This is a genomic window from Duganella sacchari, from assembly GCF_900143065.1.
Lineage (GTDB): Bacteria > Pseudomonadota > Gammaproteobacteria > Burkholderiales > Burkholderiaceae_D > Rugamonas > Rugamonas sacchari.
Genome location: NZ_FRCX01000001.1, coordinates 454,197 through 466,714, shown reverse-complemented (window position 1 = coordinate 466,714; position 12,518 = coordinate 454,197). Strand labels below are relative to the sequence as shown.

Annotated in this window: 12 protein-coding genes; 10 read left to right on the top strand and 2 right to left on the bottom strand. The window is 61.7% G+C overall.

Annotated elements, in window-relative coordinates:
• The first annotated feature begins 4 nt into the window (after nt 1–4).
• The 4 genes from BUA36_RS02215 to BUA36_RS02200 all read left to right on the top strand — a co-directional run bounded on the left by BUA36_RS02215 (nt 5) and on the right by BUA36_RS02200 (nt 4,712).
• A complete protein-coding gene (locus BUA36_RS02215; RefSeq protein WP_072780959.1) occupies nt 5–1,090 on the top strand; it encodes an ABC transporter substrate-binding protein in 1,086 nt (361 codons plus the stop codon).
• A 12-nt stretch (nt 1,091–1,102) separates the two neighbouring features.
• The gene (locus tag BUA36_RS02210; protein WP_072780958.1) at nt 1,103–2,872 is read left to right on the top strand and encodes an ABC transporter permease; all 1,770 of its coding nucleotides are present in this window, start codon (nt 1,103–1,105) and stop codon (nt 2,870–2,872) included.
• A 25-nt stretch (nt 2,873–2,897) separates the two neighbouring features.
• Nucleotides 2,898–3,977: an ABC transporter ATP-binding protein gene (locus tag BUA36_RS02205; RefSeq protein ID WP_072780957.1), complete on the top strand. Its 1,080-nt coding sequence runs from the start codon at nt 2,898–2,900 to the stop codon at nt 3,975–3,977.
• 111 nt (nt 3,978–4,088) lie between these two features.
• Nucleotides 4,089–4,712 (top strand): 4'-phosphopantetheinyl transferase family protein, encoded by a 624-nt coding sequence (locus BUA36_RS02200; protein ID WP_072780956.1) that lies wholly within the window; start codon nt 4,089–4,091, stop codon nt 4,710–4,712.
• A gap of 50 nt (nt 4,713–4,762) precedes the next feature.
• Here the strand turns inward: BUA36_RS02200 and BUA36_RS02195 are convergent, their stop codons facing one another.
• Nucleotides 4,763–5,317 (bottom strand): outer membrane protein, encoded by a 555-nt coding sequence (locus tag BUA36_RS02195; RefSeq protein WP_072780955.1) that lies wholly within the window; start codon nt 5,315–5,317, stop codon nt 4,763–4,765.
• Between the two features lie 126 nt (nt 5,318–5,443).
• The gene (locus tag BUA36_RS02190; protein WP_072780954.1) at nt 5,444–6,073 is read right to left on the bottom strand and encodes an energy transducer TonB; all 630 of its coding nucleotides are present in this window, start codon (nt 6,071–6,073) and stop codon (nt 5,444–5,446) included.
• A gap of 143 nt (nt 6,074–6,216) precedes the next feature.
• Between BUA36_RS02190 and BUA36_RS02185 the strand changes: the two genes are divergently transcribed.
• The 6 genes from BUA36_RS02185 to BUA36_RS02160 all read left to right on the top strand — a co-directional run bounded on the left by BUA36_RS02185 (nt 6,217) and on the right by BUA36_RS02160 (nt 12,486).
• Nucleotides 6,217–6,855: a response regulator gene (locus BUA36_RS02185; protein ID WP_072780953.1), complete on the top strand. Its 639-nt coding sequence runs from the start codon at nt 6,217–6,219 to the stop codon at nt 6,853–6,855.
• Nucleotides 6,855–8,135, top strand: coding sequence for a sensor histidine kinase (locus BUA36_RS02180; protein ID WP_072780952.1), 1,281 nt, complete (start codon nt 6,855–6,857; stop codon nt 8,133–8,135). Before BUA36_RS02185 ends, BUA36_RS02180 begins: the two co-directional genes overlap by 1 nt.
• Nucleotides 8,136–8,220: 85 nt before the next feature.
• On the top strand, nt 8,221–10,383 hold the full coding sequence (locus tag BUA36_RS02175; protein WP_072780951.1) for a TonB-dependent receptor: 2,163 nt from the start codon (nt 8,221–8,223) through the stop codon (nt 10,381–10,383).
• Between the two features lie 12 nt (nt 10,384–10,395).
• Entirely contained in the window at nt 10,396–10,668 is a 273-nt protein-coding gene (locus tag BUA36_RS02170) for a hypothetical protein (protein ID WP_072780950.1), read from the top strand.
• Entirely contained in the window at nt 10,658–10,927 is a 270-nt protein-coding gene (locus BUA36_RS02165; RefSeq protein ID WP_072780949.1) for a hypothetical protein, read from the top strand. Before BUA36_RS02170 ends, BUA36_RS02165 begins: the two co-directional genes overlap by 11 nt.
• Nucleotides 10,924–12,486: a PepSY-associated TM helix domain-containing protein gene (locus BUA36_RS02160; protein WP_072780947.1), complete on the top strand. Its 1,563-nt coding sequence runs from the start codon at nt 10,924–10,926 to the stop codon at nt 12,484–12,486. The genes BUA36_RS02165 and BUA36_RS02160 overlap by 4 nt, the downstream gene beginning before the upstream one ends.
• The last annotated feature ends 32 nt before the right edge of the window (nt 12,487–12,518 follow it).

Below are 12,518 nucleotides of genomic sequence, written 5' to 3'. Positions count from 1 at the left end.
TACGATGATGTTGAAAACAACTGTGGCCGCTGCATGCGCGTTTTTTGCCGGTTCGGCGCTGGCGCAAGTCCCGGCGGGCTATCCGGCCGACTATCAGAAGATCATCGACGCCGCCAAGAAAGAGGGCAAGCTGGTGATCTACGGCGCCACCGACAGCAAGGCCACGCAGCCGCTGATCAAGGATTTCAGCGCGCTGTATCCGGGCATTACGGTCGAATACAACGACATGAATTCCACCGAAGTGTATAACCGCTTCATCTCCGAAGTGGCGGCGGGCGGCAACACTGCCGATGCCATGTGGTCGTCGGCCATGGACCTGCAAATGCGCCTGGCGTCGGACGGCTACGCGCTGCAGTACAAATCGGTGGAAGCGGCCAAGATTCCTGGCTGGGCGGTGTGGGACGACAAGGCTTACGGCACCACCTTCGAGCCGGCCGCCATCGTCTACAACAAGCGCCTGGTGGATGCCAAGGAAGTGCCGCAAACGCACGCCGACTTCACCAAGCTGATACAGCAGCCCAAATTCAAAGACAAGGTCACCACCTACGATATCGAAAAATCCGGCGTGGGCTTCATGTTCATGACGCAGGATGCGCGTGAAAATCCCAAGTTCCTTGAGATGGAAAATGCGTTTGGCGTGGCCAAGGTGCGCGTGCAATCGTCCACCGGCACCATGATGGAGCGGATTTCGTCCGGCGAGAACCTGATCGGCTACAACGTACTGGGCTCCTATGCGCTGGTGCGCGCCAAGACCGATCCGTCGATAGGCGTGGTGCTGCCGAAGGATTACACGCTGGTGATGTCGCGCGTGTTCTTCATCAATAAATCGGCCAAGAACGTCAACGCCGCCAAGCTGTGGCTGGATTACATGCTGTCGCACCGTGGCCAGACCATCATCGCCAACGACTCCAAACTGTTCGCGATCCGCGCCGATGTGACTGGCGAGACCACCTCCGCCGAGCTGATTAAACAGATCGGCAAGGACAATATCAAGCCGGTGCCGGTGCATCCTATCCTGCTGCAATTCCTGGGGCCAGCCAAGCGCATGGCCTTCCTGAAGCAGTGGAAAGAAACCGCTGGCAAGAAGTAAGGACTCAACATCATGCAAATTCTCGCTCACTCCGGCCGGCCAGGCTTGAACTGGCCGCGCGGTGTGGTGGTGACGCTGGCTGCCGGCGTCATTTTCCTGCCGCTGTTCCTGATTTTCTATCAAAGCTTTTTGAACGCGCCATTCTTCATGCCGGCCAAGGAGCTGGGCCTGGATGCCTACCGCTTCATCTTTGAAGACCCCGATTTTGCGGTCGCCTTCAAGAACGCCTTCTGGCTGGCTTCCGGTCTGGCCATCATCGCCGTGCCGCTGGGCGGCATGCTGGCCTTCCTCATGATCCGCACCGATTTGCCGGGCAAGGGCTTCATCGCACCGCTGCTGCTGGTGCCGATCTTCGTCTCGCCGATGGTGATGGGCTTTGGCTACGTGGTGGCGATGGGGCCGGTGGGCTTCTATTCGCTGTGGGCCAAGGACATCCTCGGCTTCATCCCATGGAATATCTACTCCTTCACCAGCATCGTGGTGATCGCTGGTCTGACGCACGTGCCGCACGTTTATCTGTACGCTTCGTCGGCGCTGAAAAGCCTGGGCTCTGATGTGGAAGAGGCGGCGCGCGTGACGGGCGCCTCACCGCTGCAGGTGATGTTCAATGTGTCGCTGCCGATGATTACGCCGGCACTGGCCTACGCTGGCGTGCTGGTGTTCTTCCTGGGCTTTGAAGTGTTTGGCCTGGTGCTGGTGCTGGGCGATCCGGAAGGTCATATGGTGCTGGCCACCTATCTGTACAAGCTGACCAACAAGCTGGGAACGCCGTCGTACCACCTGATGGCGGCTGTCGCGGTGTGCCTGGTGATGGTGACCATGCCGCTGGTGATGGTACAGCGCTGGCTGCTCAAGTCGTCCAATAAGTTCGTATCGATCAAAGGCAAGGGCGCGCGTTCCAAGGCCATGCCGCTGGGCCGCTGGAAATGGCTGGCCTTCGCGCTGATTTTCGGCTGGCTGATGTTCACCATCATCATGCCGATGTCCGGCATCGTGCTGCGCTCTTTCGTGCAGTACTGGGGCGAGGGCGTGAAGCTGGCGGATGTACTGACCTTGCAGCACTTCCGCGAAATCCTGGAGCAGCCGGCGCTGATGCGCGGCATCTTCAACACGGTGCTGATCGGCGTGATCGGCGGCGCCGCTGCGGTGATCTGCTACTGCGCGATTGCGCTGGCCATGCACCGTAAGCCGGACATGATTACCCGCTTCCTCGACTACAGCGTGCTGGTGCCGCGTGCCGTACCTGGCCTGCTGGCCGGCCTGTCCTTCCTGTGGGTGTTCCTGTTTGTTCCGAGCTGGCTGGATGGCATGTTGAAGGGCATAGACAACGGCGTGGCGCTTTGGCTCAGCGAGCAGGCGATACCGGTACTGCGTTCGCTGCGTTCTACCATCTTTGCCTTGTGGCTGGCGTATTCGGTGGTGTGGCTGGCTTACGGCATGCGGCTGATTTCGACCGCGCTGCTGCAAGTGGGGCCGGAGCTGGAAGAGGCGGCACGCGCTGTCGGCGCCACGCGCGGCAAGGTCACGCGTGACGTCACTGTCCCGCTGATCAAGTACGGCCTGCTGGGCGCCTGGCTGATGGTGTTCCTGATTTTTGAACGCGAATATTCGACCGGCGTGTACCTGCTGTCGCCGGGCACCGAGGTGATCGGCGCAATGCTGGTGTCGCTGTGGGCGACCGGTTCCACTGACCTGGTGGCGGCGCTGTCATTCATCAATATCTCGCTGGTGGCGATCGGCCTGGGTGTCGCGCTGCGCTTTGGCGTCAAACTCCACAACTGAGTGAATCAACATGAAACGAGACATCATGACTAACGAACTGACCGTCAACGAGCTGCACCTGGACTACGGCACCGGCGCGCATGCCAATCCGATTCTGAAGGGCGTGTCCATGCACCTGCAAAAGGGCGAAGTGGTGGCGCTGCTTGGTCCTTCGGGCAGCGGCAAGACTACGCTGCTGCGCGCCGTGGCGGGTCTGGAAAGTCCGAAGGCGGGCACCATCGCCATCGGCGAGCGCAATGTGTTCGACGGCGCCAGGGGCTTTGAAATGCCGGCCGAGAACCGCAACCTGGGCCTGGTGTTCCAGTCCTATGCACTGTGGCCGCACAAGACCGTGTTCGACAACGTGGCCTATGGCCTCAAGCTGCGCAAGCTAGGCGCCAGCGAAATCAAGGACAAGGTCAGCGACGTGCTGAAAAACCTGGGCCTGGGCCATCTGGGCGAACGCTTTCCGCACCAGCTGTCCGGTGGCCAGCAGCAGCGCGTGGCGATTGCGCGCGCGCTGGTCTATAACCCGCCGGTGATACTGCTGGACGAGCCGCTGTCCAACCTGGACGCCAAGCTGCGTGAAGAAGCGCGCGCCTTCTTGCGCGAACTGATTGTGCGTATGGGGCTGTCCGCGTTGATGGTCACGCACGACCAGGCGGAGGCAATGGCGATTTCAGACCGCATCCTGCTGCTCAATAACGGCAAGATCGAACAGCAAGGCACGCCGCAAAGCATGTACGAAACGCCCGACACCTTGTTCACGGCGGAATTCATGGGCAGTAACAACCGCTTGCCGGCGCGTGTGATTCAGCGCGAAAGCAAGCAGGTGCAGCTGGAAATCAACGGCGCCCGCCTGCAAGCCAGTGCGCGCGGCGCTGGTGCGGGCAGCGGCGACGGCACGACCATCATTCGCGTGGAAGAGGTCAAGGTCAGCGCCACGCCGGTGGATAACGCCATCGAGCTGCCGCTGTTGACCTGCATGTATCTGGGCGACCGCTTCGAGTGCCTGTTCAAGGGCGAAGGAGGCGTGGAGCTCAGCCTGCGGGCATATTCCAAGTACCGCCTGGAGCCTGGGCGTTACTGGCTACAGCTGCCGGCCGATAAGCTCTGGGTGTTCTGAAACCGCCGCAATTTATTGTTAGCGCTGGTCGCTGGTTTATAATTCGCTGGTTTTTATACCCTGGCAGACGACCATGCAGCAATTGATTTGCACGTTAGGCGGTAGCGCCTCATGACAGTACTTGCTTCGCTTTGGATGGTGGATGCCGATGCTGTCACGGAAGCGGACCTGCAACGCTATCGCGGCTGGTTGACGCCGGGCGAGATGGCGCGGCACCAGCGCTTTGTCCGCGCGCAGCGTCAGCGCCAGTTCATTGTCGGCCGCATTCTGGCGCGGGCGGCACTGGCCCGTGTCCTCAACGTGGCGCCGCAAGATGTGCGTCTGGAAGAGCAGGTGGGCAAGGCGCCCAAGCTGGTCGCACCGGTGGCCAAAGGCATGGCGCCCGGTTTCAGCATCGCCCACAGCGGGCGTTGGGCCGCTTGCGCGGTCAGTGCGCAGACCGCGCTGGGACTGGATATCGAGATGCGCGATGTCACGCGCGACTTGGCGGCATTGGCGGCGCAGGCTTTCGATGTGGATGAGATGGCGCAGTGGGCGCGTATCCAGGCGCTGTCCGGCGATGAGCGCGTGGATGGGTTTTACCGTTTGTGGAGCGAGAAGGAAGCGCGCTTCAAACTGAACGACATCAGTGGCGGCCATTGTGTGACGCTGCCCCACCCGGAGCTGTCGGTGGCGCTATGCAGTGCCCAGCCTTTGGCGCGGCCACCGCAAATCGAGATGGTGATGCTACCCTGAAGACGAAAAAAAACCGGCTTAACGCCGGTTTTTTTATGCTTGTATAAAGCTTAGAAGGCGTAGCGCACGCCAACCGACAGGAAGTCAGCTTTGATGTTGTCTTTGCCGTCTTTAGCTACTTTGCCGAAGTTTTCGTATTCTGCAACGAAGCTGACGTTTTTGTTCAGGGCGTACGAAGCGCCTACGCCGATGAATGGCGCGGTGCGGTTTTCCGAACCGCTGTAGTTGTAGCCCAGGCCCGAACCAGCCAGCTTGACGTGGTTACGTGCTACGCCTACTTTGGCGAACAGTGCGAACTGCTCGTCCAGTGGCAGGGTGCCGGTAGCCGCTACGTACAGGCTCTGTGGCTTGGACGACACGCGTGCGCCGTTGCCCGATTTTTCTGCTTCACGCAGGTCGACAAAGCCAACTTCCGCGCCGAAGTTCTTGGTGTAGTTGTAGCCGCCGTACAGTTTGTATGCGGTGGTGCTTTCTTTTACCGAGAAGCCATCGATGTGAGCTTTTTGCTCTGCACGGCCGATGTTGCCACCAACGTATGCGCCTTCAGCGTGGGCTGCCAGTGGAGCTGCCAGAGCAGCGATCAGTGCGATAACGATTTTGTTCATTTGTTTTCCCTAAAGTGTGACAAAAGCGAAACGGCGCATCCTGCTTCATGCGGGTGCTCCGTTTCGCGCGGGCAATATTATAGAGGAGAGTAGCAAATCCTGCAAGTGAACTTCGTGTAGTGCTAGCTAATCCAGGCTCCAGACGTACTGCATCCGTGTCCAGGACTGCTGGGCGACGCCGTCCACCGTGCCCGGTTTGAAGTGACACAGGCTCAGGCCGGCCTGTGCGGCGCGGTCCAGATCGCGGAAACCGCTGGACTTTTCGATGCGCGAATCTGCCACCTTGCCGTCCGTGCCAATCAGGAAGGCCAGCATTACGGTGCCGGTGTCGCCGTTGCGCAGCGCGTTCTTGGGATAGTCCGGCTTGCTGCACGCCTGGGCGTCCACTACGGCTGGCGTCACCGCAGGCGCCAGTCTGGCTGGCGTCACGCCGCCACCGCCGCCATCGACGATACGAGGGGGCGGCAGCGATGTATCCGGCGCGGTCTCCGTGCGGCGCGCAATGGTGGGCGGCGACTCGGTGGGAATCGCCACCACGGGCACCGGCACGAAGACATCAGGCTCCTTCATACGCGGCTCCTGCACCTGCAGGTCGCGCGGCTTGGGTGCGGGCGGCTCCAGATTCGGCACCAGATCGATCGTCTGGGGAGCCGGTTTGAACACGCTCAGTTTGGACCCATGCAGGAAAGCGGCCAACAAAACCACATGCAGCGCTACGACGGTCGTCATACCGGTGAGGTTCTTTCTTTGGTTCATGGATGCTCCTTTGTGGTGTGAAATATTACTATGTATTAGAAGTATATTATTCCACTGAATGGTAAATTCAAAGCATTTTTTGCGTATCGTGAGTGTGATATGCTTCTACCATCTGGAAAACCCGAGTTCTTAGAGGTAGCAAAATGAAGAAAATACGTGTGATGCTGGCAGACGATCACCCGATCGTGATGACGGGATTCGCCATGTCCCTTGAAGGGCAGGGGCTGGAAGTGGTGGCGCAGGCGCGTACGCCGGAAGAGGCGCTGGCCCAGTTCGCGCAGCTCAAGCCCGACGTCATCGTGCTGGATATGCGCTTTGGCGAGCAGCTCACCGGGCTGGATGTGGCCAGGCAGATCCTGGCGCAGACGCCGGAGGCGGCCATCGTCTTCCTCAGCCAGTTCGACCAGGATGCGCTCATCAAGGAAACCTATCGCCTGGGCGCGCGCGCCTTCATGACCAAGGACTGCGATCCGGCCGACCTGGCTGCGGCGGTGCGGCGCGCGCAGGCGGGGCAGCTGTACTTCCTGCCCCATATCGCTGAACGCCTGGCGAATCTGTCGGTGCGTGGCGACGCCTCGCCGCAGTCGCAACTCGATGAGCGCGCGCTGGAAATCTTCACGCTGATGGCCGAGGGCCTGACCAACGCGGAGATTGCCGAGAAGCTGGATGTCTCCACCAAGACCATCAGCAATATCAGCCAGGCCGTGAAGGAAAAGCTGGGCGTGCACCGTCCGGCATATATCACCAGGCTGGCGGTCAAGCATGGCCTGATCGAGCCCTGATGCGCTGGCACGTATGGCGCCACTGGAGTGTGCGTACGCGCCTGCTGGCGATGACGGCCATTCCGTTGGCATACCTGTTCTGCACCTTCGTCTGGTACGCCTATCAATCGCGCCTGTCGGAAGTGCGCGAGGAGATGGCGGAGCGTGGGCCGCTGGTGGCCAAGGTGCTGGCGGACAGCAGCGAATTCAGTCTGGCCTCGCGCCGCTATGATGATCTCAGGCTGACCATCAACGGTTTGCTGCGCGCAGATCCCAGCATCGACCGCATCGAAGTCGTGGATGCACAGCGGCGGGAGCTGGTGCATGCGGCCGCGCGCGCCTCGGGCGTCGGGCAGGAATTGCGCTACTTTGAAGCGCCGGTCCTGAAGCGGCTGATGTGGGTGGCGATGCTGGGGCCGGACGGCAAGCCGTATCAGAAGGATCGGCCATTCGGCGCCTCCGGGACAACGGTGGAGACCATGGGCTATGTGCGCGTGACGATGTCGCCGTCGGCGCTGTTGCTGAAGCAGACGCACAGCTTTTATGTGGAGCTGCTGGTCGGTAGTCTGGGTCTGTTGGCATGCGTGCTGCTGGCGTGGCAACTGGCCAAAGGGCTGGATGCTTCGCTGCATGCGAGCATGCAGGCCTTGCGTGAAGCCGATGCGGAGAAGCGGCGCCTGATCCGCAAGGTCAACTCGGCGGTGGAGGATGAGCGCAAGAGCATCGCGCTGGAGATACATGATGAGCTGAATGCGACGCTGATCGCGGCGCGGCTGGAGGCGCAGCGCATTGCCGACGCCAGTGCGGACGGGGAAGTGCGCGAGCGTGCCCAGTCCATCATCAAGCTGACACTGGGTTTGTACAACAGCGGCCGCTCGCTGGTGCGTCGTTTGCGGCCGGAAGTGCTGGACATGCTGGGTCTTGATGGGGCAGTGGAGGAGATGGTGCGGCACTATGACAGTGCGCGCAGCGGTTGCCGTTTCGCCATGGCCGGCCATGGGGACTTCTCGCGCATGGAAGGTGGAATTGCTATCTCCGCGTATCGTATCGTTCAGGAGGCGTTGTCCAACGTCGTCAAACATGCACGCGCCAGCCAGGCCTCGGTCACGCTGGCGCTGGCCGATGGCGAGCTGCGCATGGAAATCGCCGATAATGGCAAAGGATTTGATGCGACTCAGGTTTGCACCGGCATCGGCCTGGTCGGCATGCGTGAGCGCGTGTATGCGTGCAATGGCCGCATCACCATCGATACCGCGCTGGCGGCAGGCACGCATATCCAAATTGTAATGCCAATTCATTAAAAATCCATTTTGAATGTAAACGATTCTCATTTAATATCCTTGTTTGGTAATAATTCTCATTCAATAAAAACAGGGGAAGTAGAGAATGCGCGTCAAAGTGATGGTGATGGCGTTGGCCGGGATAACGGCCAGCTGGCAGGCGACTGCGGATGAGGTGGCGACGGCCGATCCGGCGGCGCCGGTGGAGCAGGTGGTGATCACCGGCGATAAGCTGAAGCGTACGGAGATCGACAGCAGCGCCAGTGTGGGCGCGCGCAATCGCCGCCAGATCGCGGAATCGGGCATGACGGCGCTGAGCGAGGTGGTATCGCAGATGGCCAACGTGGGCACGGCTGAAAACCTGTCCATCCGCGGCGTGCAGGCTTATGGTCCGACGGGTGGCGCCAGCAAGACCATCACCATGGTGGTGGACGGCGTGCCGCAGGATGGCTTTGGCCAGGATATCGCCAGCCTGAGCGTGTGGGATGCCGACCGCGTGGAAGTGCTGCGCGGACCGCAATCGACCAACCAGGGCCGCAATTCGCTGGCCGGCGCGGTGGTGCTGAAAACCCGCGATCCTTCCGATGCACGCGACTTTGCTTACCGCGTCAGCGCCGGCAACCAGAACGCCTGGCGCGTGGCGATGGCCGGCGGCGGGGCGATTGTCGACCAGGTGCTGGCTGGCCGCTTGTCGCTGGAGCAGCGCAAGCGCGATGGCGATATCTACAACCCAACCCGCGACGACAAGCGCGCCAACAAGGATGATGGCCACACGCTGCGCGGCAAGCTGCGCATCACGCCGTGGGGCGATGCCTACCAGGCGCTGGTGACGCTGGTCGATGACAAGCAGCTGCTGGGCTACAGCACAGTGGAGGCGGTGGCGGTGCCCGCAGCGGCGCGCCAGAATCTGGCCAACGAGTTGAGTGGCGTCAGCAACCATACGCGCTCCGCCGCGCTGGAGCAGACCTTCCGCGCCGGTGGCGCCGACGTGACGCTGCTGACCACCTATTCGCACAACCGCTATCAGCGGGTGCAGGACTACGATGGCACGGAACTCCGGCAGGGCTACCGTCACGGCGAGAACATCGACCGTCAATGGGTGCAGGAGGCGCGCGCCAACTTTGATACCGCGCTGTTTGGTCATCAGCTGAAAGGCGTGGCAGGACTGTACTACTCGCAGCAGTACTACAACGGCGACGACAGCTTCATCGTGCCGGTGTCCTACGTATTGAGCCTGGTCGGCCAGTGTCCGTCGCCTGCCGCGTGCGATGCCTTGTTTGGCAAGGACTTCATCAGCCGCCGCCAGTTGCAGGACAATGTCAGCAAGACGCGCGCCGCGTACGGCGAGTTCGACTACGTGATCGACAAGCTGACGCTGACTGCGGGCATGCGCTATGAGAGTGAACGCCAGGACCGCGTGGTGGGTTCGGAAACCGACGGCACATCGCCGATGGCGCGCCAGGTTTACACCCAGCTGATCGCCGCCGGCGCCTTTGCGCCAGACGGCTTGCAGCCCATGGGCACCAGCAACTCGGTGTGGTTGCCGAAGTTCGGCATCCGCTATGCGCTGGCGCCGGAGTGGGTGGCCGGTCTGACCGCGCAGCGCGGCTACCGCAACGGCGGTGTCGATTACAGCTACCAGCGCGGCTCGCATCCATTTGGTCCCGAGTTCACCAAGAACTATGAAGCTTCGCTGAAAGGTGTGCTGGACAACGGCTTGATGGTGTCGCTGAACGCCTACCGCGTCGACTGGAACGACCAGCAGGTGGACATCGGCCGCAATTCGATCGATACCTATTTCGTGAATGCCGGCCGTTCGCGCCTGCAAGGGCTGGAGACGGAAGCGCGTGGCCATGTCACGCGTGAGCTGGAACTGTTTGGCGCACTGGGCATCGCCCACACCAGGTTCCTGGAATTTGTCACGCCAACGGCGGATTACAGCGGTCATGAGTTTTCTCGTTCGCCGCGCCAGACGCAGTCGGTCGGCTTCAGCTGGACGCCGGGCAGCTGGATGCTGAACATGAACCTGCAGCATTCGGCCAGCACCTACACCGCGCCGGAGAACCTCGACCGCAACGATGGCCATACCACGTTGGGCGGCAAGGCCACCTACGCGCTGAGCAAGGGCCTGACCCTGTTCGCTTATGGCAGCAACCTGACCAACCGCACCTACATCACGGCCAACCGGCTGGAGACGGTGACTGGCCGCTATGCAGTGACCCTGGGGCCGGCGCGTCAATTCGGCTTTGGCCTGCAAGGCAGCATCTGACGGAGGTTTGAAATGAACTGGATCTGCATAGGCGTGGCGGCGCTTGCCGCGCTGTGCCTTTACCTGGCGTCGCCGCACCAGTCCCTGTGGCCGGCGGCGTTGCGTCGCCAGGCCTTCCTGCGCTGGCTGGCCGTGCCGCTGCTGGCGGGTTCCGTGGCCAGCGCGGTGGATGCGTATGGCGCCTGGTGCGGCGTGTGCATCGGACTGGCCGGCTTTATGAGCACGCTGGTGGCGCTGCCGTATCTGGACGCGTGGCGTCGCAGGGGAGGCCGCCATGTTGGGTAAATCGACTGCCGCTGCGTTTCTCGGCTTGCCGCTGGCGGTGCTGATGGTGGGCTTTGCCGCGTTGCTGAGCCACGACCAGGTCAACACCACGCTGCCCTGGCTGCTGCTGTTTTTCCTGGTGTGGATCGCGACGATGACGGCGGCTTTCCTGTTCAAGACCGGCCTGCGCGCCTGGCTGTGGATGGGCGGCATGACCATTGCCGGCTACGCCGCGCTGCATTTTCTCAAGGCCAGTGGCCTGATAAGGATCGCCGCATGAAGTCCTCGACGTTGCGCACCTTTATTTCGGTGCATACCTGGGTGGGTCTGGTGGCTGGCTTTTGCCTGTTCATCGCGTTTTATGCTGGTGCGGTGACGCTGTTCCATGAAGAACTGCACGCATGGGAAACGCCGTTGCCCGCGGTGGCGGTGCCAAGGCAGGAGCCGCAGGCGCTGATCGACGCCGTACTGCAAGCGCATCCCAAGGCGAAAGAAGATTTTTACCTGCGCATGCCATCCGAATACGAGCCGCGCCTGGTGCTGGAGTTCGACGATCGTCACTTCCGTCTGGACGCCAACGGCAAGCTGGAAGAATTCAAGGAACGCTCGCAACTGGTGGACTTCGTCTACCGCCTGCACTACACGGCCGGGCTGCCGCGCAGCTGGGGCATTTATGTGCTGGGCGTGATCTGCATTCTGTACGGTCTGGCGCTGGCGACCGGCGTGGTGATCTACGCGCCCACCTTCTTCAAGGACTTGTTCGCGCTGCGGGTAGGGAAGAACATCAAGCGCATGTGGCAGGACGCGCATAACGCCATTGGCGTCCTGTCGCTGCCGTTTCACCTGATGTATGCGTGGAGTGGCGCGGTGCTGGCGCTGGGTGTGATTTTGCTGGCGCCATTCCAGTATCTGATTTTTGACGGCAAGCTGCTGCAACTGGTGGGACAGGATATCAGCGTGGTGGCGCCGGCCAAGGCGGCTGGCGTGGCAGCGCCGTTGCTGCCGGTTTCGCGGCTGCTGGCCGAAGTGCAGCGCCAGGCGCCGGGCATCGAGCTAGAGACGCTGGTCTATCACAATGCCGGTGACGCCAATGGGCAGCTGCAGGCCTATGGACATCTGCACCAGAAGACGGTGGCCAGCATGGCTGCGGTGGCGCTGAACACCAGCACTGGCAAGATCGAGCGGGTGGTGATGCCGCAGAACTTCAGTGCCGGCACACGCTTCCTGCGCAGTTTGCAAAGCCTGCACTTTGGCAGTTTCGGCGATGCGGCGGTGCAGTGGACGTACTTCATCCTGGGCATGGGCGGCGCCTTCCTGTTCTATAGCGGCAACCTGCTGTGGATCGAGGCGCGCCGCAAACGCCAGAAGCTGGTGCAGCCGCGCAGCGGCAAGCTGATGGCGCAGGCCACGCTGGGTGTGTGCCTGGGCTGTGTGGCGGGTGTATCGGCGGTCTTTGTGGCGAACAAGCTGGGGCCGGCCGGACAGCTGCCGTGGTGGGAAGAGCGCAGCTACTACGCGGTGTTCTTTGGCTGCGTGCTGTGGGCTTTTGCCCGTCCGCCGGCGCGTGCAGCGCATGAGCTGCTGACATTGTGTGCGCTGCTGGCGCTGGCCGTGCCAGCAGCGCACTGGTGGAGCACCGGTGTCAATCCTTTGCTGGCGCTGCTGCAAGGGGATGGCGTCGTGGTGGGCGTGGCGCTGGTATCGCTGCTGTTTGCAGCGCTGTACTGGAAGATGGCGCGCGCTGTACTGCATCGCGGCCAGCACGGTGATCCGCACAGCGTATGGTCACTGCGTATGGCACCGCCAGTACAAGCCCCAGTACAGCAGCGGGCTGCCTGAGCAGACGCATGCCGGCTGTGTGCGGCATGCGG

What these genes read in the sequence shown, in the direction of transcription:
- BUA36_RS02195 (WP_072780955.1), bottom strand. Translation starts at nt 5,317, where the DNA reads ATGAACAAAATCGTTATCGCACTGATCGCTGCTCTGGCAGCTCCACTG.
- BUA36_RS02175 (WP_072780951.1), top strand. Translation starts at nt 8,221, where the DNA reads ATGCGCGTCAAAGTGATGGTGATGGCGTTGGCCGGGATAACGGCCAGC.
- BUA36_RS02170 (WP_072780950.1), top strand. Translation starts at nt 10,396, where the DNA reads ATGAACTGGATCTGCATAGGCGTGGCGGCGCTTGCCGCGCTGTGCCTT.
- BUA36_RS02160 (WP_072780947.1), top strand. Translation starts at nt 10,924, where the DNA reads ATGAAGTCCTCGACGTTGCGCACCTTTATTTCGGTGCATACCTGGGTG.
- BUA36_RS02215 (WP_072780959.1), top strand. Translation starts at nt 5, where the DNA reads ATGATGTTGAAAACAACTGTGGCCGCTGCATGCGCGTTTTTTGCCGGT.
- BUA36_RS02190 (WP_072780954.1), bottom strand. Translation starts at nt 6,073, where the DNA reads ATGAACCAAAGAAAGAACCTCACCGGTATGACGACCGTCGTAGCGCTG.
- BUA36_RS02180 (WP_072780952.1), top strand. Translation starts at nt 6,855, where the DNA reads ATGCGCTGGCACGTATGGCGCCACTGGAGTGTGCGTACGCGCCTGCTG.
- BUA36_RS02205 (WP_072780957.1), top strand. Translation starts at nt 2,898, where the DNA reads ATGACTAACGAACTGACCGTCAACGAGCTGCACCTGGACTACGGCACC.
- BUA36_RS02200 (WP_072780956.1), top strand. Translation starts at nt 4,089, where the DNA reads ATGACAGTACTTGCTTCGCTTTGGATGGTGGATGCCGATGCTGTCACG.
- BUA36_RS02165 (WP_072780949.1), top strand. Translation starts at nt 10,658, where the DNA reads ATGTTGGGTAAATCGACTGCCGCTGCGTTTCTCGGCTTGCCGCTGGCG.
- BUA36_RS02185 (WP_072780953.1), top strand. Translation starts at nt 6,217, where the DNA reads ATGAAGAAAATACGTGTGATGCTGGCAGACGATCACCCGATCGTGATG.
- BUA36_RS02210 (WP_072780958.1), top strand. Translation starts at nt 1,103, where the DNA reads ATGCAAATTCTCGCTCACTCCGGCCGGCCAGGCTTGAACTGGCCGCGC.